A 20403-nucleotide genomic window follows, 5' to 3' on the forward strand; every position below is an offset into this window, starting at 1 on the left:
GGTTAAGGAAGGCAGACCCCGGGTCAAGCCCGGGCTGACGATTAAGCCGAGGCCTTCTTTGCGGAAGCCTTCTTCGCCGGGGCCTTCTTGCCCGCCCCGTCCTTCACCGGCTCGGCCGGCTGCGGGGTAGCGGACTCTGGCTCGACGTCGCTCTTCAGCGGCTTGGCCGGCTTCTTCTTGGCCGCCGGCTTCACCTCCGCTGCAGTCTCGGCAGCGTCAGACGGCGCGCTGCCAGTCGTCGGCTTGCCCTTGGCCGCTTTGGCCGGAACGGGCTTCACCTCTTCGGCGGTCTCGACCGCCTCGGCAGTAGCGCTCTCGTTCTTCTTGCCCTTGGCGGCCTTGACCTTCTTCGCCGGCGCAGCGTCGTGACTATGATCGTGGCCGCAGCCCGGGCCATGAACATGGCCTTCTTCCGCCTCGAGATCGGCCTCGATCTCGGCGCGGGTCGACGGGCGCTCGGTCACTTCGGCCTTGCTGAACAGGAAGTCGACGACCTTGTCCTCGTAGAGTGGTGCACGGAGCTGGGCCGCGGCCATCGGCTCTTGCTGGAGATACTGGACGAAGCGTTCGCGGTCCTTGGGCGGATACTGCTGCGCTGCCTGGGCGATCAGCCGGTTCATCTCCTGCTGACTGACTTCCACGCCGTTCGCCTGGCCGATCTCCGACAGGAGCAGGCCGAGCCGCACGCGGCGCTCGGCGATCTTGCGATACTCCGCCTCTTCCGAGCGCAGCTCCTGCAGAGCGGCTTCGGGATCGGCTTCGTGGCTCGCCTCATGCTCGAGCTGGCGCATGATATTCTGATATTCCGCATCAACCATCGAAGGGGGAACCTCGAAGTCGTGGCTGCTGGCCAGCTGGTCGAGCAAGCGACGCTTCATGTGGGTGCGGGTGAGCCCGTTCAGCTCTTGCTGCTGCTGGTCGCGGATCAGACCCTTCAGCTGGTCGATGCCTTCGAGGCCAAGCGCCTTGGCGAAATCATCGTCCAGCTTAGTCTCGCCGGCGATCTTGGCCGCCTTGACGGTGATGTCGAAGGTCGCGGCCTGGCCCTTGAGGTTCTCGGCCGGGTAATCCTCCGGGAAGGTCACGTTGATCGTGCGATCTTCTCCAGCGGCGGCGCCGACCAGCTGGTCCTCGAAGCCGGGGATCAGGCTGCCCGAGCCAAGCTCCACCGCCATGTCAGTGCCAGTGCCGCCCTCGAATGCCACGCCGTCGACCTTGCCGACGAAATCGATCACCAGCTGATCGCCCGTCGCCGCCTTGTGGCCTTCCGGCGCATCGTCCCAACGCTTCTGCGACGAAGCGAGCTGCTTGAGCTGCTCGTCAACCGCAGTCTCGTCAGCTTCCACAGTAAGACGCTCGAGCTTCAGATCGTCGATCTGCGGAGTGGGGACCGATGGCAGCGTTTCGAGGCTCACCGCGACTTCGGCATCCTGGCCTGGCGCGTAGCCTTCGGCCAGCTCGACCTGCGGCTGCATCGCCGGGCGAAGCTGATTGTCGGCCAGCAGCTTCTGTACGCTCTCCTGGATCGTGGCGGACAGGGCATCCTGCTGCAGCGACTCGCCGTGCATCTTGCGGATGAGGTTGGCCGGCACCTTGCCAGGACGGAACCCGGGCATGCGCACCTGCGGCGCGATCCGCTTCACTTCCCGATCGACCCGCGCGTCGATGTCCTTTGCAGGAATGGTCAGCTTGTAGGCCCGCTTGAGCCCTTCGTTCACCGTCTCGACGCTCTGCATGATGAAGTTCGATCCTGCCTTTGAAATCTCGTTGGTTCGTCCGCAGCCGACAGCGGATGGTGCGCGCGGAGGGACTCGAACCCCCACATCTCTCGACAACAGAACCTAAATCTGCCGCGTCTACCAATTCCGCCACGCGCGCGCGGACGTTTCGAAGGCGCGCCTATAGCAAGGTCGCAGGACCGGGCAAGTCACGCCGGGCGGAGCAACGCTTCTGGGTGTCGAGGCGTTGAAGGAGAAAGGAGCAGCATCGATGCAGCAATTGCCCCCCTTCCCCGACGACCAGCCCGGCACCGAGCCGTCCGAGCCGAGCCAGCCGGGCCAGCCCTCGCCTCCCGCTCAACCCAGCGTTGCGCCCGCCGAGGAACCCGGAACCGCGCCGCCGATCGACGTGCCGTCGCCGGCATCGCCCGGCAATGACCCCTCGCCGACCCCCATCTCCCCGGTCGGCTGATGGCTAGCCGTCCGCCCGAACCCGACATTCCGCCGGTCGATCCCGCTGAACCCGAGCAGCCGACGCCGCCGGACCCGGTCGTGTCGGGTGTTAGCGCAAGAGGAGACGTCATGCCGAACGCCGCAAGCGACAATTAGGATCGCGCGGCGCGCGCGACGACTCCGTTGACGATCGCCTCTGCGACAATGCCGATGCCGACGCCCGCGACCACATCGGACACGAAATGCTTGCTACGCCCGATCTGCGCCGCAGCAGCGGCCCCTGCAATCCCAAGCGCCGCGGGCGCCGAGTCCGGATAGGCCCGCCCGACGGCAAGAGCGACGGCAACGGCTCCGCTGGTATGGCCGGAGGGAAAGCTATTGTAATCGGACTCGAATCGTTTCCCCTCCCCGGCTTCATACTCGCCCTTCCGGGCCGCCGCCTCAGGCCGGGTGCGGTCAACTAGATGCTTGACGATCCCCCGGAGCGCGGTTGCGAGCAGATGCGAGGCGAGGATTCGGGTTCCGGCCTGCACCGTGCGGGAATCGCGCATCGCCAATCCGACTGCGATTACCGCGGCCGACGCGGCGTACAGCGGCTCCTGGTCGCTCAGGTCCGACACCTCACCGATCGCTTGGACGACCGGCTGTTCGGCGTACGGAATGAAGACGTCGGCGACGGCCGCATCGGCTCGCTCGAGCAGGTTCGGGTCTTCTATCTCAGGGAGTTGCCGGTCGGTCATGGCGGGTGAACCTCAGGACGAGGCCCGCGGTTCCGGTTGCGCGACGATCAGGTACGGCGCTGCGCCGACACCACCATCGCCTCGAAGTCCGGCAAAGCGGCGCCGTAATAGTGCGAGCGCGCCGCATCCAGCATGACCATGTACAGGCGCCCGTTCACGACTGTCCCGACGGCACGGCCCCTGCGCCACAGCTCGTCGCCATCGAGATGTTCAAAGTCGAACTGGAAGCCAGGCTGGCCAAGGAACGGCCGCGGAGTTAACGCCAGCGTGCGGAAGTCGACCGAGCCGGCACCGACCCGGTACAGCGTCTCGACCATCGCCGCGACTTCCGGCGCGGTCATGCTGGCCCGGAACTTGGGGATCTTGCGATCCGCCTTGCGCTCCTGCTGGATCAGTTTCTCGTCGTCCGGCAGGCCCGAGACGAAGCTGACCCCATCCAGATACGGACCATTGAGGGTCCAGTCCTCGACCCAGCGCACGTCGGTAAAGATGCCCCGGTTGGCGCGGTTCCACTCGCGCGGCGGAACAACCGTCAGCGACCCATTGCCGACCTTGACCACCCGCGCCGGACGCACCAGCGAATAATAGCCGTTGCCGAACCCGCTCCCGCCCGCACCGGAACAAGCGACAAGGCTCAGCGCGGCGGCGACGGGCAGAAGCAGACCACGACTGATCATCAACGAATTCCTCATGCTGCAATCATCTGGCGCACGAACGGCGCATCCGGCGAGTTGGGCGCCATGGTAAGGTATCGCTGCAGCGCCTGACGACCTTCTGCGGCACGCCCGGACTTCATCAGGTAAATGCCATGCCAGCGCCATGCATCGGCCGGCGCATCGGGGTAAGCCACCGCGGACGCGAAGTAATTGGCGGCGAGGCGCTGATGGCCGTCGCCGTTCCGCAGCCGGTTGATGTCGCCCATCGCCGTCAGCAGGACGCCGTTCCAGCCATCCTTTGCAAGCGTTTCGACGACGTAGCGGCTCGCGCCCGGATCGTTGAGCTTGATCTGGTCGTCGAGCAGCATCGGGCGGTGCTGGGCCATCTGCGCCAGATAACGTTCCCGGCCCCGGTCGTACTGCCGGCCCGCCATGACAAGCTCGTTAGCCGATGCGCGCAGGTCCGCCATCCGCTCCTTGGGCACAGGATGGGTCGAAAAAATAGAATAGTCCCGCCGCGGGCGCTTGCGCCGCTCCTTGGCCGACAGTTCGATCTCGCCGATCAACTGTTCCCACGTTTCCGACATCGAGATGGGGGAATAGCCCGCCTCGGCGATGAGTCTCACGCCCAGCGCGTCGGACTCCGCCTCAAGCTGCCGGTTGTAGCGGAGCAGGCTCAGGATCGTCCCGAGCTGCGCCAGCTGCGCGAGATCGCCGGTGTAAACGCCCGCGGCACCCCCCGCGATGCCGCCGAGCATGGTCGCGAAGCCGAGGATGTCGGACTTGCGCCGCATGTCGCGCCATTGCCGGATCTGGTGGCGAAGCAGGAAGTGGGCGCTTTCGTGCGCGATCACGCCCGCCAGCTGCGCCTCGTCGCGCATGCGCAACAACAGGCCGGAGAAGATTACCGTGAAGCCGGTCGGGAACATCACTGCGTTGAACTCGGGAATACGCGCAACATAGATGCGCATGTCGCGCGCGGCCGGACCACCAACCTTGCCGATCAGGGCCTGCAGGTAGCGGTTCAGCCCTGGATCCTTGATCAGGATGTTGGAGCCGGCGATCTCCTCCTCGACACGGGCATATTGCTGCCACAGACCGATCTCGTCGCGTTCGGTCGGCCGATAGCCGGGACCGATCAGCGGCTTCATCTCGCTTGGACGAATCCGCGCCTGGGCCACCCCGGTCCACAAGGCGGCTCCCGCCACTCCGCCACCGGCCAACAGGGCGCGCCGTGACAGCAGCGGGGTCATTGAGCCTTCCTCGCCTGGGCAGCGGCACGGCGGATCTCGCGCCCGGGCTTCATTCGGCCAAGCAGGCGGTCGACCATCTGCGTGGCGCCCTGCGGCGTGCGGATGTCCCCCATCTTGATCCCCGCGATCTGCGTCCCGGCCTGGAGCACGTTGAACCACACCACTTCGCCGGTCTTGAGGTCGACCAGGCTGGCATAGGCGATCTGCCCGCCGCCGCCGATGTTGGGCGCGCAGAAGCCGATAAAGCAACCAGCGACGCCAAGGACCTGCATGGCGACCCGCTCGGTGGAAGCGAAGCTGTCTTCGGCGTAGAGGAACAGGGCATAGTCATAGCCGGTTTTCTGCCCGAAGCGGACCGCATCCTCGCCCAACGTATATTCCAGGCCACGACGGCGCTTCGTCGGTAGATCGAAGCCGGCATATTTGTGGAGCGCGATGGAGTTGCCGACCGCGCCATGCAGCCGCTCGAGTTCGGCCACGGTTTCGGCGCTAACCCCGGGGAAGCTGTCCCGCCGTTCCAGAACCAGCGTCTTGCCGCCGCGGCCGGCCTGCTGCGCCTTCAACGCGGCAATCAGATTGGCACGGGCCTGTTCGGTCCAGTCCGCCCGCGGCTCCACCAGGCCGCCAGCCTTGACCGACCCGACCGTCACGTCCGGCCGCATCACCACCAGGCTGTAATCGCCCTGAGGCGGAGTGAACTGCACATCGGCAAACTGCCTGGTTTGCACGCATCCGGACAGTGACAAGGACGCTGCAGCCGCAGCCAGCGCAAGGGAACAACGCATGCAAGTCACCTCGATTGAATGCGACAGGTCTGCCGCGAGTCGAACAAAGATGCAAGCTTCCAGTGACTTAGCCGGCTGTCCTTAGCGGGAGCAGCGAACGCCGAGAACGTTCGGAAGGCACCGCCCGTCGATCGCTCCCGGCGCGACAGGAAGCCGGACCAGAGCGCTCAAGGTCGGCATGATGTCCACGGTCTCAATCGCTTCGGTGCGCTCGACAGCCGCGCCGCCTTTTCGCCAGAAAATGATCGGCACCCGCCGGTCATAATCCCACGGGCTGCCATGGGTAGCGGTATAGCCTTTAGACGGCTTGGCAATCGGGCTGACGAACTGCTTGAGCACGACCAAGAGGTCGCCGGAGCGGCGTGGGTCGAACGATGCCCTCACCCGCTGCAGGATGCTCCAGTGATCGGGGACGCCAGTCGGGAGCGGAGTGCGCCCAAGCTCTTCCGCCGTGAAGACCGCATGCACTTGCGGATGCGCCCGGTAGGCGGCAACGGCAGCGGCCAGGGCTTTCGTCCGTGAGGCGGGAGGAAGCGCAGCGTCGAGCCAGACATCGCCGCCGAGCCCCTCGCCGCGAAGAACGGGTCCCGTGAGGCCCAGTCGCGGCGCCAGCAACTTGCCGATCTCGCTCGCCGCAAGCGCCGGGTCGGCCCGGATCGACCCGCTTACGCCAGCGTCGCGGAGCCGTTCCGGGATGTCCATGCCGCCGTGGTCGGCCGTCAGGACCACCGCATAATCGATGCCGTTCCGGTCAAGCTGCGCGAAGAAATCGCCAAGTTCCCGGTCGAGCGCGAGCAGCTGAAGGCACATTTCGGGGCCGCCGCTGCCATAGGAATGGCCGACATAGTCCGTGGCCGACAGGCCGATCGACAGCACATCTGTCTGGTTCCCGCGGCCAAGCCCCATTTCTCCTACCAGCCCCGCAGCGATAGCGAGCACGGCTCCGTCGAACTCGGGAGTGGCACGAACGCCGCGAATGTCGCCGGCAGCCCGCTCCAGCCTTCCGGTCCCCACCGTTAGGTTGGGCGCAACCTGATAGGGTTTGGACTTGGACTGGCACAAAGCCGGCGCGAGCAAAGGAGCCTGCGCGGCGGCAAGGCTGGCAGCGAGTGCCTGGTTGAGCGCGCTGACGGTACGCGGGACGGCAGCGTCCTTCAGGTCGGTGGCGAACTGCTTCCCGTCCCAATACCAGCGCTGGTCGGCGCGATGGCCGCTCATCATCACCGCCGCCCGATCCTTGCCCGCTACCGCGACATTGCGCGTAGCGGGGTTGCTGGCCTTCAGGCGCTCACCAACCGTGGTGACCCGCAAGTGTTCGGGTGAGACGGTGTAAGCGGCGAAGGTCGATCCGGCGACCCTTTCGTCCTCGGCGCAATAGATGGTCTTGTCCGTGCGCTGCGCGGCCTGGTCGATCCAGGAATTGGCGATGATCCCGGTTCGCGCCGGACGGGCACCGGTCATGATCGTCGAGTGACCCGGACAGGTCTCGCTCGCCGCATGGCTCTGAAAGCCACGCGCGAAAACCGTGCCTTGCTGCGACAGCCGAGCCAGGCCGCCGCGGAAATGCGGCCGATATTGGTCGAACAGGTCCCCCGAGAGTTGGTCGACCGAGATGGCGACGATCAGCTTGGGCGGTGCAGGTTGCTGGGCGGCGGCGGGTGCAGCCATGAAAGCAGCGGCGACAGGAAGCAATTTATGCATGGAAGCTCCGGAAGAACGTCACCCGGCCCTAAGCTGGGATCGGCCTTGTTCTCGAACGAGAAAGGAAGGCGAATGCCGGGTCAAGCCCGGCAGGACGATTACCCAAGCTTCGCCTTCAGACGCTCGTTCACCACGCCCGGGTTGGCCTTGCCGGCCATCGCCTTCATCGTCTGGCCGACGAAAAAGCCGAACAGCTGCTGCTTGCCGCCCTTGTACTGCTCCACCTTGTCAGCATTGGCCGCGAGGATCTTGTCGATCTCCGCGTCGATCGCGCCGGTGTCGCTGGTCTGCTTGAGCCCGCGCGCCTCGACGATCTCCGCCGGGCTGCCGCCCTCCTCCAGCATGATCTCGAACACTTGCTTGGCGAGGCTGCCGGAGATGGTGCCGTCGGCGACGAGGCCGAGCAGTTCCGCTGCCCGCTGCGGCGACACCGGCGAGTTCTCAATAGTTTCGCCACGCCGGTTGAGAGCACCGAACAGCTCTGCCACAACCCAGTTGGCCGACTGAGGCGCCGCGGCTCCGGCGTCGAGCAACTGGTCGAACCAGCGCGCCGTCTCGACCTCGGCGGTGAGGACGCTGGCATTGTATGCCGTGATGCCAAGGCTCTCGAACCGCTTGCGCTTGGCGTCCGGCAACTCCGGCAGGCTGGCGCGGCACTCCTCGAGAAACGCGTCCTCCAGTTCGAGCGGAAGCAGGTCGGGATCCGGGAAATAGCGATAATCGTGGGCGTCTTCCTTGGACCGCAGAGAGCGCGTCTCACCCTTGTCGGGATCATAGAGACGTGTCTCCTGGACAATCTCGCCACCCTCCTCCAGCACCTCGATCTGGCGGCGCGCTTCATGCTCGATCACTGCCATCACAAAGCGGACCGAGTTGACGTTCTTCGTCTCCGTCCGGGTGCCGAACGCCTCGCCCGGGCGGCGCACTGAAACATTGACGTCCGCGCGCATGGAGCCTTCCTCCATGTTGCCGTCGCACGAGCCAACGTAGCGGAGGATCGCTCGCAGCTTCCGGAGATATGCCCCTGCCTCAGCGGGAGAGCGCATATCTGGCCGCGACACTATCTCCATCAGCGCGACGCCGGAGCGGTTAAGGTCGACGTAGCTCATCGTCGGGTGCTGGTCGTGCATCAGCTTGCCCGCGTCCTGCTCGACGTGGATGCGCTCGATGCCGATGTCCTTGCGGCTGCCTTCGTCCTTCTCGTCGAGCAGGACGTGGATCGTGCCCTCGCCGACCAGCGGGTGGTAAAGTTGGCTGATCTGATAGCCCTGAGGCAAGTCGGCGTAGAAGTAATTCTTGCGGTCGAACCGCGACCATCTGTTGATCTGCGCTTCCAGCGCCATTCCAGTCCGCACTGCCTGGCGGATGCACTCGCGGTTCGGCACCGGGAGCATGCCGGGCATGGCGGCATCGACCAGGCTCACCTGCGTGTTGGGCTCGGCGCCGAAAGCGGTCGCTGCGCTGGAGAACAGCTTGGCGTTGGAGGTCACCTGCGCGTGAACCTCGAGGCCGATCACGACCTCCCACTCGCCCGTTTCGCCCTTGATGCGGTAGGGTGCGTTTACGTCAGCCATGTTCAGAAACCGTACGGGCTGAGCGTGTCGAAGCCCTGCCCTTCCTTGGGGATTACAAAAGCAGCGCGGCTCTTCGACAAGCTCAGGGCAAGCGGGCAAGAAGGAGCGCTCACCACCACTTCTCCGGCCGTGCCCTGAACCCCGCCCGCTCCTCGAGCGCCAGGCCGGCATTCAGCACACCCTGCTCGTCTAGCTCACGGCCGATCAGGTGCAGCCCGAGCGGCAGTCCCTGGCTGTCGAGCCCGCCTGGCACGCTCATCGCCGGCAGGCCGGCTAGGCTCGCCGGCACCGCGAACACGTCGTTGAGGTACATCGCCAGCGGATCACTCATCTTTTCGCCCAGCCCGAAGGCGGCGCTCGGCGCGGTCGGGGTGAGGATGATGTCGCACTGCTCGAACGCGCGAGCGAAATCCTGCTTGATCAACGCTCGCACCCGCTGCGCCTTGTTGAAGTAGGCGTCGTAGAATCCCGCCGACAACACATAGGTGCCAATCATTATCCGTCGCTTGACCTCGGCCCCGAAGCCCGCCGCACGCGTCGCGGCATACATCGCGTCGAGGTTGCCGCCCGGCGGGGCTTCGCGCAGCCCGTAACGCACACCGTCGTAGCGGGCGAGGTTCGAGGAGGCTTCCGCCGGCGCGATGATGTAATACGTCGGCAGCGCATATTTGGTGTGCGGGAGGCTGATCTCGACCGGCTCGGCACCCGCATCGCGCAGCCATTCGATCCCGCGGTCCCACAGGGCGTTAATCTCTTCCGGAACACCGTCGATGCGATACTCCTTGGGAATACCGACGCGCCTGCCTTTGAAATTGCTCGACAATCCCGCTTCCCACTGCGGCACCGGAAGGTCCAGCGAAGTCGAGTCCTTGGCGTCAAAACCGCTCATCGTTTCGAGCAAAATCGCGCAGTCCCGCACCGTGCGAGCCATCGGCCCTGCCTGGTCAAGGGAGGATGCGAAGGAGACGATCCCCCAACGCGAGCAGCGGCCGTAGGTCGGCTTGATCCCCGAAATGCCGGTAAACGCTGCCGGCTGGCGGATCGAACCGCCCGTGTCGGTCCCGGTCACCCCCGGAGCAAGGCCCGCCGCAACCGCCGCCGCCGATCCGCCCGAGCTTCCGCCAGGAGTGATCGCGGCATTGCCGCTGTCGTTGCGCTTCCACGGGCTGATCACCGGGCCATAGGCGCTGGTCTCGTTCGACGAGCCCATGGCAAACTCGTCCATGTTGAGCTTGCCCAGCATGCCTGCGCCGGCCCGCTTGAGATTGCCCGAGACGGTGCTCTCATAGGGCGGCTTAAAGCCCTTGAGGATGTTGGACCCGGTGGTGGTGTCCACGCCCTCGGTCGCGAACAAGTCCTTGATGCCGAGCGGAATGCCGGACAGCGCGGCAAGGTCGCCTGCCTGCCGGGCCTTATCGGCTACGTCGGCGGCAGCGAGCGCGAGTTCGGGCGTTTCTACCGTATAGGCATTGAGTGCCCGACCCGCCGCAACGGCGGCGTTGAACGCCTCGGCGATCTCACGCGCAGAGAAGTGCCCGGCGCGGAACCCGTCCCGAAGCTCCGCGATCGTCCTGGAAGTCAGCTCCGACACTATTCGATCACCTTCGGCACCGCGAAGAAGCCATGCTGCGCGTCCGGCGCATTGACCAGCACCGCGTCGCGGCAATTGCCATCGTTCACCACGTCGTCCCGCAGCCGAAGCTTCTGCTCGATCACCGCCGTCAGCGGCTCAATACCATCGGTGTCGACCTCGCCCAGCTGCTCGACCCAGCCGAGAATGTTGTTGAGTTCCGGCACCAGCGCTTCAACCTCCGCGTCGCTCATCTGGAGCCGCGCAAGCTTCGCGATGTGCCGCACGGTGGCGGTATCTACTGACATGCGGGGGGCGATAGCGGCGCCTCTGCAGTGCGGCAAGAACCTGGGCGATCACGATCGCGCCAGTTCGGGTGTCTTGCTCAAGGTGACGGCAGTGCCTACTGCCGCCACCCCATGTGCGCGCGTCGGTTCCTGCTTGCTGTTTTCGTGCTGACGTTGCTGGCGTGCGCCGGAGCATTTGCCGTGTTCCAGTACGGCGGCGAGGTGCTGCGCACCCAGATCAAACCGCAGGGACATTTCCAGGCGCCAGCGCCGCGTACGGGGCCGGATTACGCCTTGGATGAGAATTGGATCGCCAAGCCCGGCCTTGCAGAGGATCCATCCGTTTGGCGCCCCCGCGACTTCGCCGAGGACGCGGCTCGCGGTACGGCCGCCGTCTTCTACATCCACCCGACGACCTATCTTCGCAAGGACCGTTGGAACGCATTGCTCGGCGATGGAGAAAGTCGCCAGCGCGCGGCCCTGTTCGTGCGCAGCCAGGCGAGCGCGTTCAACGCGGCAGGCGAGGTGTGGGCCCCGCGCTACCGCCAGGCGGCGTTCGGGGCCTTCCTGCTCCAAGGCCATGATGCCGACCAGGCGCTGGAGCTCGCCTACCACGATGTCGCGGGAGCATTCGAACGCTTCGTCGCCTCCGTCGAACCTGGACAACCGATCATCCTCGCGGGGCATAGCCAAGGGGCGCTGCACCTTTCCCGCTTGTTGCGCGAGAAGGTGGCTGGCCGGCCGATCGCACGGCGGATCGCGGCGGCTTACGTGGTGGGGTGGCCGCTGTCGCTGACGGCCGACGTGCCTGCGATGGGGTTGCCGGCGTGCCGCACCGCGGACCAGGCTGGGTGTATCCTGTCCTGGCAGAGCTTCAAGGAGCCGGCGAACACCAGCCTGATCACGGATGTCTATGTCGGGTCCAAGGGGCCAAACGGTGCCGAGCGGCGCCGGGAGGACATGCTGTGCACTAACCCGGTCAGCGGGATCATGGACGGTGCTGCTCCGGCAAGAGCCAATGCCGGAGCTCTGGAGCCGGTCGATGGGGAGCTGAACGACGCGTCCCTGGCGGTCGGCCGAGTGAGCGCGCGCTGCGACAACGGCTTCCTGATGATCGACGGCGAGATCCCCGAACTTGGCCCGTACGTCCTGCCCGGCAACAATTACCACGTGTACGATTATGCCCTGTTCTGGGGCTCGACCCGCCAGGATGCGGCGCGGCGGCTGGCGTCATGGCGTCCCTGATCACTGCGTCCCCCGCGGCTTTCGCCGAGGCGGTGGTGCCGGGCAAGCTGGCCGGTCTGGACGTCGGCACCAAGACGATCGGCGTGGCGGTCTGCGACGCCGGCTGGAGCTTCGCCGGACCTGCGGAGACGATCCGTCGCGCGAAGTTTACTGCTGATCTGGAAGCGCTGCGCACAGTCGTCCAGCGACAGGCCGTCGCAGGCCTGGTGATCGGCCTTCCGCTGAACCTCGATGGGACCGACAGCCCGCGTACGCAATCGGTGCGGGCGTTCGCCCGCAACTGCACGCCGCTTGGCTTGCCCATCCTGCTGTGGGATGAGCGCTGGTCGACCCAGGCGGTCGAGCGGGCAATGATCGCCGCTGACGTCAGCCGCGCCAAGCGGGCGGAGGCGGTGGACAAGCTCGCCGCTGCCCACATCCTGCAGGGCGCGATCGACGCGCTGGCCAACCTGCCGCGCGGCGACTAGCAGGCCGACCGTGCACCTCATCTCCATCGATTCTCTCAGCGACGAACAGGTCGGGATCCTGCTCGACACCGCGGATCTGTTTTCGAAGGGTGAAAGGAACACGGCTCCCGGCAAGCTGGCGGGCCGGACCGTCTTCAACCTGTTCTACGAGAACAGCACCCGGACCGCGATGTCCTTCGCGATGGCGGCAGCGCGCCTGCAGGCTGAGGTGCTGACGCTGTCGGTCGAGCATAGCAGCGTGAAGAAGGGCGAGACGCTGGAGGATACGGCGAGGACCTTGAACGCGATGGGTCCGGACGCGCTTGTGCTCAGGCATCGGGAGAATGGCGCGGCCTCAGCCGTGGCCGCTCTGGTCGATTGCCCGGTGATCAACGCCGGCGACGGCACCAACGAGCATCCGACCCAAGCGCTGCTGGACGCGCTCACGCTCCGCCAGCACTTCGGCCGGCTGGAAGGCCTGACCGTCGCCATCTGCGGCGATGTGCGCCACAGCCGGGTGGCCCGCTCAAACGCCAAGCTGTTGCCGCGCCTGGGGGCCAAGGTGCGGCTGGCGGGACCCCCTGCCCTGCTTCCCGATGAGGAGAGCGTCGCCAGCATTGACCAGGCAATCGCCGGCGCCGACGCGGTGATGATGCTGAGAGTGCAGCGTGAGCGGCTGGACGAGGATCTGGGGGATGCCCCCGGAGAATTCCTGGCCCGCTACGGCCTTACTCCCGAGCGCTTGGCTACCGCAGCGCCCCATGCTGTCGTGCTGCATCCCGGCCCGATGAACCGGGGCGTGGAAATTGCCGACTCCGTGGCCGACGATCCGCAACGGTCGCTAGTGCTGAAGCAGGTCGCGAACGGGGTTGCCGTCCGCATGGCCTGTCTCGACCTGTTGGTGAACGGCGCCTCCTAGCGGGAGGCGAAACGCACCGCGGTATCGCCGGCGACCGAGCGGACGAAGCAGCTCGACCCTGCCCGCTTCAGCGATTCGCACAGCAGCCGCGCTTCGCGGTCGCTGGCGAAGCCCTTGAGCGACAAGCGGTAGACGGAGCCGAAGCGCGCACTGGCGGGCGTGAAGCGGCGGAGCGAGACGTGGCGCTTGCTGACGGCTGACCATGCCGCGGCCACTCTGGCCGGGGAGCCATAGGCGCCAAGCTGGACGACGGCCTTGCTGCTGCCGGTCGCGAACCGCGCGGCGGCGGCGCGGCGCAATTGCTGCGGCTTCGGCAGCGCGCCGCTGACCCGGACCGGTTCGCGGCGGATTTCGCGCAGCACCTGGGCAGGTTCGACCGGCATCGGCAGCGGTTGCTCAACCGCGGCAAGCGCTGGTGCCGCCTCGCCGACGTCTGGAGTGAAAGAGACGTGAGCCTCCGCGACCGGAGGCGCGGCGGGCGCATAGACCGGCGCTGCCGCGCTAACGGCGACCGCGTGCGGCGCGACGGCTTCGACCGGCGCCGCCGGCGATGCCGGCGCTGCCTCGGCCAGGTGAGTCTCGGCGCGCGCCAAGGCGAGGCGAGCCGGCTGTCCCGGATCACTGGCGGCCGGCGTGACACCGATCAGTGCGGCAACCTGCTGCCCCGCTTGCGCCGGCTTGGCAAAGCTCATCCATTCCGCGATCCGAGCATCGATCTGATCGGGCGGGAGGTCCTGGGCGGAGACCGTTCGAGCCGAGTTCCAATCCCCGGCAAGCGCATATGCAAGCGCGAGGTTCTGCCGGACCCGGGCGTCTGCGCCTTCGCGGCGAGCCGCTTCGTCGAGCATGGCCACTGCATTGCCTGGCTGCCCGGCCAGAGCGGTGGCAAGGCCGGCATCGGCGGCCTCGATCCCGCCGCGGAACTGCTCCAGCGTGGCAAGCGCCGCGTCGCTTCGGCCCTGGCCGATCTGGGTGAGGACCAGCTTAAGCGGAACTCCCGCCTGGCCTGGCAGCAAGCTGAGCGAGTCGCGGAAAGCCGCCTCGGCCGACGCGAACCGGCCAGCGGCGAGGTAAGCGTTGCCAAGGAGAGTGCGGAAGCCGGCGTCCGTCGGGCTCTTTTCGACAAGCCGTTCAGCCATTGCCGTTGCTGTGGCATAATCCTTTGCCTGCAGCGCCTGCTGGGCCTTGAGGGCCAAGGCGATGTAGCTGTCTTCGACCTTGCCCGCGATCCCGCCGGCGGTTGCACCGTTGCTCCCCGTGCTCGCGCAGCCGGTCAGCGCGAGGGCGAAGGCGAAGGCAGACAAGGCAACACCGGCACACAGCGGCTTGGTCATGGTACTTATCCCTTCTTGGCGGCCTTGTCAGGCGCCCGCTGCGCCATCGCTTCAAGCTCCGGCATGGATGCGAGCAGGTGATCGAGGGCCTGGGTCACCAATTGCTGGGCAGACACTGCGCTGACCGCGCAAGCGAGCCGAAGTTTCAGGTGACGGTCCGGGTCGAGACGGAGCGTGAACGCCGCCTTGGGCTTCGCACCAGGCGCCGACCGCACCCGAGGCGCTCGGCGGGGCGCAGGTGCCGCAGCTTGCACGACAGGCGTTGGCAACTGAACGATCTCGGCAATCGACGGCGCGTCGGCACCCACCAGCTCGGCGGTTTCGTCGAACTCAGCGTCTCCATCCGGTCCCGGATCTGCGAGTCGCTCGGCAATCTCCGCATGCTGGTGATGCACCGGCGACACCGGGCTCAGCCCGGCAACCGGGTTGCGCAGCGGCGGCGTCGGCACCGCTTCGCCGAACCCGTCATGATCAAGGTCACGGACCGGTGCGAGTGACGGCTTGGGCGGCTCGAAGCCCATGTCGTTCCAGCCGAGGTCGTCGAGGCCGTTGCCCATCTGGCCGAAGCCCTGGGGCTTCATGGCCGGACGCGCGGCGCCCTTGCGGGCGAGCAGGCCGGAGGAGAGGGAGGCGAAAGCCTTGGGTTCGCTCATCACGTCGCCCTCCCTTACTGGCCGACGACGCGGCGGCCGAAGCCGCCGACGGGTCGCGGACTGGCGGCGCCGATGCCCGGCGCGGCATTCGGGGCTGCGAACACGGTGCGGCGGAAGTTCTTCTCGAGCCTGTCGGAAATGTAATCCCACAGCTCGACCACTTCCTTGGCGGAGCGGCCCTTGGGGTCGACCTCCATAACGGTGCGGCCGTCGATCATCGAGGCGGCGAAATCGGTGCGGTGGTGAAGCGTCACCGGGGCAACGGTGCCATGCTGCGACAGGGCGACCGCCGCTTCATAGGTGATCTTGGCCTTGGGCGTCGCCGCGTTGACGACGAAGATCAGCGGCTTGCCGGCGCGATCGCACAGGTCGACCGTCGCACCCACAGCGCGCAGGTCGTGCGGGCTCGGCCGCGTCGGAATGACGATCAGTTCGGCAACCGCGATCACGCTCTGGATCGCCATGGTAATGGCCGGCGGAGTATCGATCACCGCCAAACGGAAGCCCTGCTGGCGAAGCACTTCCAGGTCGGACGCAAGCCGCGCGACCGTGGTCTGCGCGAATGCCGGCATCTCGGTCTGGCGCTCGTTCCACCAATCGGCAAGCGACCCTTGCGGATCGATGTCGATCAGGCAGACCGGCCCCTGCCCGGCCAACTGCGCCTGCACCGCCAGGTGGCCCGAGAGCGTGGTCTTGCCGCTGCCCCCCTTCTGCGATGCCAAAGCAAGAACGCGCATCCTTATCCCCTCGCCAATAGGCTCTGTTCGCAAAGAGGGATGCGCCGGGCCGACCTAAAATCTGGTTAACGTTGCTCCAGCCTTGTTCTAGGCTGGCGCGGTTCCGGCGAGGGGGAAGCACATGCGGGCAGCAGCGATCATTGGAGCGACGGCGTTTGCCTTGTCCGCCGCGGTGGCAGCGGCTCCAACGGTGAAGGAGGGGATCACCGCCTGGCAGCGCGGCGACCGGACGCAGGCGGTGCGGATCTGGCAACCGCTGGCCGCCGCCGGCGATGCCGACGCGCAGTTCAACCTCGCACAGGCCTACAAGCTGGGCCGGGGTGTGCCGCTCGACCTCGGGCAGGCGCAGCTCCTTTTCGAGCGGGCTGCCAAGCAGGGGCATGCGGAAGCGCAGGCCAACCTGGGAATGCTCCTGTTTCAGAATGGAAACCGCACCGCCGCCCTGCGCTGGCTCAAGTCGGGGGCAGAGGCTGGCGACCCGCGAGCCTTGCTGGTCTACGGAACCGCCCTGTTCAACGGCGACGGGGTGCCGATCGACCGGGTACGCGCTTATGCGATGGTCAGCCGAGCGGCCGCGGAAGGGCTGGCGGCCGCGCAGAACACGCTTGCCGAAATGGATCAGCTGATCCCGCTGCCGGAGCGGCAGAAAGGCGTCGCGATGGCCCTGCAATGGTCGAAGCAGCAGGCCAAAATGATGCAGCAGGCGCCCAGTCCTGCTTCAGACCGCAGCACACCACCGCCGCCCGTTGCGAAAACTGCCGCTGCAAAGGTAGCCAAGGCCACGACTGCCAAGGCTCCGCGGCCGCTGCCCACAGCAGCGGTCACCCCTTCAGTAACCGGCGGGTGGCGAATCCAGCTTGGCGCTTTTTCGCAACGGTCCGGTGCGGAAGCTCTGTTCCGCAAAGTCTCACCCGCTCTGCCCGGCAAGCAGATGATGCTGGTGCCGGTCGGCGCGATGACCCGCCTCCAGGTCGGCCCCTACCCCACGCGTGCCGCGGCCAATATGGCATGCGGCGCTCTGGCGGCGCGCGGCCAAGCCTGCTTTCCCACGGCTGGGCGCTAGTCCCGGACCCATTCGCGCCGCGGGATGCCCTGCGCCCACAGCAAGGCGGTCAGGTCGTTGTGGTCCAGCCGAGCGTCGGCCGCCGCGAGCAGCTTCGGCTTGCCTCGGTAAGCGACGCCTAAGCCCGCTTCCGTGATCATCGGCGCGTCGTTCGCACCGTCGCCGACCGCAAGCACAGCGTCCTTCGACAATCCAAGACGATCGCGCATTTCGATCAGCGCGGCGCACTTGGCGGTCGCATCAACGATTTTGCCCGCGACCTTTCCGGTTAGGCGTCCATGGACGCTTTCGAGATAATTGGCGCGCACCTCGGTGAAGCCGAGCTCCGCCGCCATCGGATCGGCGAAGTCGTGAAAGCCGCCAGTCACCAGCAAGGTCATCGCGCCCCGCCGCTTCATTGTCTGCACCAGCGTCCGTGCTCCGGGATTCGCCCGGACCCGGTCCGCCCGGCAGCGGTCGATCGCGCCGATGTTGAGCCCGTTGAGGCTGGCGACCCGCTCGACCAGCGCCGTCGCGAAGTCGAGGTCGCCTTGCATTGCCCGTTCGGTGACCGACGAGATTTCGTCCTTCTTGCCGGCATAATCGGCCAGCTCGTCGATGCATTCCTGCCCAATCATGGTCGAGTCCATGTCGGCGACCAGCAGCTTTTTCTCGCGGCCTTCCCCTGGTTGGACGATGACGTCCGTCTCGGGGATGCTGCCTTCCAGCAGGGATCGCAGCTGCGCGATTTTCGACGGATCGGCCTGGATTTCGATGTCCGCTGCGCTGCCCTCGTCGATCCAGCTCCATTCATGCGCCTTGAACCGCGCATCTTCGAGCCGATCCGCAGCCGAATAGAGGCTCTCCTTTGTCAGCCGTCCGGCTGCTACGAGCGTGGCAATGATCAAGACGCGTCCTCCTGTTGCCGTCATCGCCGGTCCGACGGCCAGCGGCAAGTCGGCACTTGCGATCGCGCTGGCGGAGCGGACCGACGGCACGGTGATCAACGCCGACAGCGCCCAGGTGTATGCGGACCTCGAGATATTAAGCGCACGGCCGGCCCCCGACGACCTCGCCCGGGCGGAGCATCTCTTGTTCGGTACCCGAGATGCCGCCCACCCCTGCTCCGCCGCCGACTGGGCGGAAGAAGCCCGGCGGGCCGTGGAGCGGGTTCATGGGCGCGGCGGGCTGCCGATCCTCGTTGGCGGGACGGGACTGTATCTTCGGACATTGTTCGACGGCATCGCCCCCGTACCGGAAATCGACCCGGCGATCCGGCGAAAAGTGCGCGAAAACCCGGTCGCCGTAAACTGGGCACACCTGGCAGCGCTGGACGAGGCCGCGGCCGCCCGGCTGCGCCCGACCGACAGCACTCGGGTGGCGAGGTCTCTGGAGGTCATTCTGTCGACCGGGCGCTCGCTGGAGGAGTGGCAGAAGCACAGGACCGGCGGCATTGGGGAACGGGTCGCGGTCTCCGCCCTGGTGCTGCTCCCGCCGCGGGATTGGCTTTACGCGCGATGCGACGGCCGCTTCGAACAGATGATCGGGGCCGGTGCTGCGGAAGAGGTGCGACACCTGCTCGCCCGGAAGCTCGACCCTGCCCTGCCGGCGATGCGGGCGATCGGAGTGCCGGAGATCGCCGCCATGCTCGCCGGAAAGGTCTCCCGGGCGGAAGCCGTTGCGGCGTGTCAACAGGCAACTCGCCGCTATGCCAAGCGGCAATATACCTGGTTCGCAAACCAGGCCCCGCCCGGATGGCGTCGCTTCGCCGAGCCGCTGGACTCACGGGAGGCGGTGGAGCGGGCACTGGCCCTACTTACGTCAGAGGACTAGCAGGACATCCATGACCCTGCTCCGCGATGCCGACATCGACCCTTCGCCTCTGCGCGGCAAGCAGGTAGCGATCATCGGCTTCGGGAACCAGGGCCGGGCGCAGGCGCTGAACCTGCGCGACGGCGGGGTCGCCGTCCGGATCGGCCTGCGCGAAGGCAGCGACCGCGCGGCGGAGGCCGGCGCCCAAGGCTTGCAGGTGCTTGATCCCGCAGCGGCGACCAAGGACGCGGACCTGGTCATGCTGCTCGCTCCCGACGAGCAACTCGCCCGCATTTACGACTGCATCTCCGACGCATTGAAGCCCGGCGCGTCCTTGGGGTTCAGCCACGGCCTTGCGATCCACTTCGGGCTGATCGCCCCGCGCCCCGACCTGGACGTGATCATGGTCGCTCCAAAAGGACCCGGCAGCGCGCTTCGCTCCCTATACGCCGCGGGCAAGGGCATGGTCGCGCTGGCCGCAGTGGCGCGGGATGCGTCCGGGGGCGCCTGGGGGCTCGCACTCGCTTATGCGGCCGCCATCGGTTGCGGCCGCGCCGGGATCATCCGCTCGACCTTCGAGGAAGAATGCGTCGCCGACCTGTTCAACGAGCAAGCGGTGGTATGGGGCGCCGTCCCGGAATTGCTTGCCGCCGGCTTCGATACGTTGGTGGAGTCAGGCGTGCAGCCGGAGGTCGCCTACCTCGAATGCGTGTCCGAGTTGAAGCTGCTCGCCGAGTTGGTCGAGGGGGTCGGGCTCGCTGCCATGCGCGAGCGGATCAGCAATACGGCGGAGCTGGGCGGACTGCTCGGCGGCCCGCGACTGGTCGATGACAATCTTCGCCGGGACATGCGCACCATCTTAGAGGAGATCCGCAGCGGCCGCTTCGCGGCGCAGCTCTCGGAGGAAGCGGATGCCGGTTACCCCCGGCTTAGGGAATCAAGACGCCGCGCAGCCGCCTCTCTCCTGGAGCGAACCCGCCAGTCGCTTGACCGCTCGGCCTAGCCGACGATGTCCCGGTCCTGCCAGCGATCGCCCACGCTTGCGCGTTCCACATAGGCGCGTTGCAGCTTGCGGTGAGCCTCGGCCGCGTGCGGGTCGGTAGCATGCACGGCCCGAGCCTCTTCCTCCGCCGCACGGCGAGCGAAGTAGGTCCGATTGGTTTCTTCCATCGATGCCTCCCTGGCCTGCGCGGTCGATTTCGCAAGGCCTATCTCATAGCAGAAAAGCCCGTGAAAGTCGCCTCGGTTTCGGTTGTGCAACGACAACAACCGCGATCAACGCAGTGGCGAGCAATCGAACGGAAACAAGGTGGTGGTGGTGGACGCACTAGGGCTCGAACCTAGGACCCGCTGATTAAGAGTCAGCTGCTCTACCAACTGAGCTATGCGTCCATGCCGGGTGGCAAGTGGCTCACCGGCCTTTAAGCGGGTGGCGCGAGCGGGCGTTTAGCGGGGGCCCGCCCTCGTTGCAACCGCCT

22 protein-coding genes and 2 tRNA genes are annotated in these 20403 nt (G+C 66.7%); 8 read left to right on the top strand and 16 right to left on the bottom strand.

Translation table 11 applies throughout. The features are described from left to right. Positions 1-41 precede the first annotated feature (41 nt). Positions 42-1736, bottom strand: a complete 1695-nt coding sequence (tig, locus tag ACFQPG_RS10060) for a trigger factor (protein ID WP_380812590.1) — start codon at positions 1734-1736, stop codon at positions 42-44. Between the two features lie 57 nt (positions 1737-1793). Then, positions 1794-1878 (bottom strand) — tRNA-Leu (locus ACFQPG_RS10065). A gap of 111 nt (positions 1879-1989) precedes the next feature. Between ACFQPG_RS10065 and ACFQPG_RS10070 the strand changes: the two genes are divergently transcribed. After that, positions 1990-2190, top strand: a complete 201-nt coding sequence (locus ACFQPG_RS10070) for a hypothetical protein (protein ID WP_380812592.1) — start codon at positions 1990-1992, stop codon at positions 2188-2190. Continuing rightward, a complete protein-coding gene (locus ACFQPG_RS10075; protein ID WP_380812594.1) occupies positions 2190-2327 on the top strand; it encodes a hypothetical protein in 138 nt (45 codons plus the stop codon). Before ACFQPG_RS10070 ends, ACFQPG_RS10075 begins: the two co-directional genes overlap by 1 nt. On the opposite strand, the gene ACFQPG_RS10080 is transcribed toward ACFQPG_RS10075, so the two are convergent. The 8 genes from ACFQPG_RS10080 to gatC form a co-directional block, all read right to left on the bottom strand. Then, the gene (locus tag ACFQPG_RS10080; RefSeq protein WP_380812596.1) at positions 2324-2911 is read right to left on the bottom strand and encodes a phosphatase PAP2 family protein; all 588 of its coding nucleotides are present in this window, start codon (positions 2909-2911) and stop codon (positions 2324-2326) included. The genes ACFQPG_RS10075 and ACFQPG_RS10080 overlap by 4 nt on opposite strands. A gap of 47 nt (positions 2912-2958) precedes the next feature. Further along, positions 2959-3588 carry a hypothetical protein gene (locus tag ACFQPG_RS10085; RefSeq protein WP_380812598.1) on the bottom strand — a complete coding sequence of 210 codons (630 nt, stop codon included), beginning with the start codon at positions 3586-3588 and terminating at the stop codon, positions 2959-2961. A gap of 11 nt (positions 3589-3599) precedes the next feature. Next, positions 3600-4820 (bottom strand): M48 family metallopeptidase, encoded by a 1221-nt coding sequence (locus ACFQPG_RS10090; RefSeq protein WP_380812600.1) that lies wholly within the window; start codon positions 4818-4820, stop codon positions 3600-3602. Continuing rightward, the gene (locus ACFQPG_RS10095; RefSeq protein WP_380812601.1) at positions 4817-5548 is read right to left on the bottom strand and encodes a hypothetical protein; all 732 of its coding nucleotides are present in this window, start codon (positions 5546-5548) and stop codon (positions 4817-4819) included. Before ACFQPG_RS10095 ends, ACFQPG_RS10090 begins: the two co-directional genes overlap by 4 nt. 138 nt (positions 5549-5686) lie before the next feature. Continuing rightward, complete coding sequence (locus ACFQPG_RS10100) at positions 5687-7306, bottom strand: alkaline phosphatase family protein (RefSeq protein WP_380812603.1); 1620 nt, start codon at positions 7304-7306, stop codon at positions 5687-5689. A gap of 98 nt (positions 7307-7404) precedes the next feature. Continuing rightward, entirely contained in the window at positions 7405-8880 is a 1476-nt protein-coding gene (gatB, locus tag ACFQPG_RS10105; protein WP_380812605.1) for an Asp-tRNA(Asn)/Glu-tRNA(Gln) amidotransferase subunit GatB, read from the bottom strand. Positions 8881-8989: 109 nt separating this feature from the next. Continuing rightward, positions 8990-10471: an Asp-tRNA(Asn)/Glu-tRNA(Gln) amidotransferase subunit GatA gene (gatA, locus tag ACFQPG_RS10110; protein ID WP_380812607.1), complete on the bottom strand. Its 1482-nt coding sequence runs from the start codon at positions 10469-10471 to the stop codon at positions 8990-8992. Then, complete coding sequence (gene gatC / locus ACFQPG_RS10115; RefSeq protein ID WP_380812609.1) at positions 10471-10758, bottom strand: Asp-tRNA(Asn)/Glu-tRNA(Gln) amidotransferase subunit GatC; 288 nt, start codon at positions 10756-10758, stop codon at positions 10471-10473. The genes gatA and gatC overlap by 1 nt, the downstream gene beginning before the upstream one ends. Before the next feature lie 111 nt (positions 10759-10869). Between gatC and ACFQPG_RS10120 the strand changes: the two genes are divergently transcribed. The 3 genes from ACFQPG_RS10120 to ACFQPG_RS10130 are packed head-to-tail and all read left to right on the top strand — an operon-like array spanning position 10870 to position 13347. Continuing rightward, positions 10870-11982: a DUF3089 domain-containing protein gene (locus tag ACFQPG_RS10120; protein WP_380812611.1), complete on the top strand. Its 1113-nt coding sequence runs from the start codon at positions 10870-10872 to the stop codon at positions 11980-11982. Further along, positions 11979-12449 (top strand): Holliday junction resolvase RuvX, encoded by a 471-nt coding sequence (gene ruvX / locus ACFQPG_RS10125; RefSeq protein ID WP_380813129.1) that lies wholly within the window; start codon positions 11979-11981, stop codon positions 12447-12449. Before ACFQPG_RS10120 ends, ruvX begins: the two co-directional genes overlap by 4 nt. A gap of 10 nt (positions 12450-12459) precedes the next feature. After that, positions 12460-13347 (top strand): aspartate carbamoyltransferase catalytic subunit, encoded by an 888-nt coding sequence (locus tag ACFQPG_RS10130; protein ID WP_380812612.1) that lies wholly within the window; start codon positions 12460-12462, stop codon positions 13345-13347. On the opposite strand, the gene ACFQPG_RS10135 is transcribed toward ACFQPG_RS10130, so the two are convergent. The 3 genes from ACFQPG_RS10135 to ACFQPG_RS10145 are packed head-to-tail and all read right to left on the bottom strand — an operon-like array spanning position 13344 to position 16071. Beyond that, positions 13344-14681, bottom strand: a complete 1338-nt coding sequence (locus ACFQPG_RS10135) for a tetratricopeptide repeat protein (protein WP_380812614.1) — start codon at positions 14679-14681, stop codon at positions 13344-13346. The two genes, ACFQPG_RS10130 and ACFQPG_RS10135, sit on opposite strands and share 4 nt — an antisense overlap. Positions 14682-14686: 5 nt before the next feature. After that, entirely contained in the window at positions 14687-15334 is a 648-nt protein-coding gene (locus tag ACFQPG_RS10140; RefSeq protein WP_380812616.1) for a hypothetical protein, read from the bottom strand. 14 nt (positions 15335-15348) lie between these two features. Beyond that, a complete protein-coding gene (locus tag ACFQPG_RS10145; RefSeq protein ID WP_380812619.1) occupies positions 15349-16071 on the bottom strand; it encodes an AAA family ATPase in 723 nt (240 codons plus the stop codon). Positions 16072-16192: 121 nt separating this feature from the next. Here ACFQPG_RS10145 and ACFQPG_RS10150 point away from each other — a divergent pair, with 121 nt between their 5' ends. Then, positions 16193-17134 carry an SPOR domain-containing protein gene (locus ACFQPG_RS10150; protein WP_380812622.1) on the top strand — a complete coding sequence of 314 codons (942 nt, stop codon included), beginning with the start codon at positions 16193-16195 and terminating at the stop codon, positions 17132-17134. Here ACFQPG_RS10150 and serB read toward each other — a convergent pair. After that, the gene (gene serB / locus ACFQPG_RS10155) at positions 17131-18021 is read right to left on the bottom strand and encodes a phosphoserine phosphatase SerB (protein WP_380812625.1); all 891 of its coding nucleotides are present in this window, start codon (positions 18019-18021) and stop codon (positions 17131-17133) included. The two genes, ACFQPG_RS10150 and serB, sit on opposite strands and share 4 nt — an antisense overlap. Here serB and miaA point away from each other — a divergent pair. Next, positions 18014-18946 (top strand): tRNA (adenosine(37)-N6)-dimethylallyltransferase MiaA, encoded by a 933-nt coding sequence (gene miaA / locus ACFQPG_RS10160; protein ID WP_380812628.1) that lies wholly within the window; start codon positions 18014-18016, stop codon positions 18944-18946. The two genes, serB and miaA, sit on opposite strands and share 8 nt — an antisense overlap. Positions 18947-18956: 10 nt before the next feature. Continuing rightward, the gene (gene ilvC, locus ACFQPG_RS10165; RefSeq protein ID WP_380812631.1) at positions 18957-19928 is read left to right on the top strand and encodes a ketol-acid reductoisomerase; all 972 of its coding nucleotides are present in this window, start codon (positions 18957-18959) and stop codon (positions 19926-19928) included. Here the strand turns inward: ilvC and ACFQPG_RS10170 are convergent. Both ACFQPG_RS10170 and ACFQPG_RS10175 read right to left on the bottom strand, forming a co-directional pair. Further along, on the bottom strand, positions 19925-20095 hold the full coding sequence (locus ACFQPG_RS10170) for a hypothetical protein (protein WP_380812634.1): 171 nt from the start codon (positions 20093-20095) through the stop codon (positions 19925-19927). The genes ilvC and ACFQPG_RS10170 overlap by 4 nt on opposite strands. A gap of 146 nt (positions 20096-20241) precedes the next feature. Continuing rightward, positions 20242-20317: transfer RNA gene (locus ACFQPG_RS10175), tRNA-Lys, on the bottom strand. Positions 20318-20403 lie beyond the last annotated feature (86 nt).

This window comes from Sphingomonas sp. GCM10030256 (assembly GCF_042666415.1).
In the GTDB taxonomy this organism is placed as follows: Bacteria; Pseudomonadota; Alphaproteobacteria; order Sphingomonadales; family Sphingomonadaceae; genus Sphingomicrobium.

Coding starts and splice junctions, on each gene's coding strand:
- ACFQPG_RS10135 (WP_380812614.1), bottom strand. CDS start 14,681: ATGACCAAGCCGCTGTGTGCCGGTGTTGCCTTGTCTGCCTTCGCCTTC.
- ACFQPG_RS10085 (WP_380812598.1), bottom strand. CDS start 3,588: ATGATCAGTCGTGGTCTGCTTCTGCCCGTCGCCGCCGCGCTGAGCCTT.
- ACFQPG_RS10150 (WP_380812622.1), top strand. CDS start 16,193: ATGCGGGCAGCAGCGATCATTGGAGCGACGGCGTTTGCCTTGTCCGCC.
- miaA (WP_380812628.1), top strand. CDS start 18,014: ATGATCAAGACGCGTCCTCCTGTTGCCGTCATCGCCGGTCCGACGGCC.
- gatB (WP_380812605.1), bottom strand. CDS start 8,880: ATGGCTGACGTAAACGCACCCTACCGCATCAAGGGCGAAACGGGCGAG.
- ACFQPG_RS10145 (WP_380812619.1), bottom strand. CDS start 16,071: ATGCGCGTTCTTGCTTTGGCATCGCAGAAGGGGGGCAGCGGCAAGACC.
- ACFQPG_RS10100 (WP_380812603.1), bottom strand. CDS start 7,306: ATGCATAAATTGCTTCCTGTCGCCGCTGCTTTCATGGCTGCACCCGCC.
- tig (WP_380812590.1), bottom strand. CDS start 1,736: ATGCAGAGCGTCGAGACGGTGAACGAAGGGCTCAAGCGGGCCTACAAG.
- ACFQPG_RS10120 (WP_380812611.1), top strand. CDS start 10,870: ATGTGCGCGCGTCGGTTCCTGCTTGCTGTTTTCGTGCTGACGTTGCTG.
- ACFQPG_RS10090 (WP_380812600.1), bottom strand. CDS start 4,820: ATGACCCCGCTGCTGTCACGGCGCGCCCTGTTGGCCGGTGGCGGAGTG.
- ACFQPG_RS10080 (WP_380812596.1), bottom strand. CDS start 2,911: ATGACCGACCGGCAACTCCCTGAGATAGAAGACCCGAACCTGCTCGAG.
- ACFQPG_RS10170 (WP_380812634.1), bottom strand. CDS start 20,095: ATGGAAGAAACCAATCGGACCTACTTCGCTCGCCGTGCGGCGGAGGAA.
- gatC (WP_380812609.1), bottom strand. CDS start 10,758: ATGTCAGTAGATACCGCCACCGTGCGGCACATCGCGAAGCTTGCGCGG.
- ACFQPG_RS10075 (WP_380812594.1), top strand. CDS start 2,190: ATGGCTAGCCGTCCGCCCGAACCCGACATTCCGCCGGTCGATCCCGCT.
- ilvC (WP_380812631.1), top strand. CDS start 18,957: ATGACCCTGCTCCGCGATGCCGACATCGACCCTTCGCCTCTGCGCGGC.
- ACFQPG_RS10070 (WP_380812592.1), top strand. CDS start 1,990: ATGCAGCAATTGCCCCCCTTCCCCGACGACCAGCCCGGCACCGAGCCG.
- ACFQPG_RS10140 (WP_380812616.1), bottom strand. CDS start 15,334: ATGAGCGAACCCAAGGCTTTCGCCTCCCTCTCCTCCGGCCTGCTCGCC.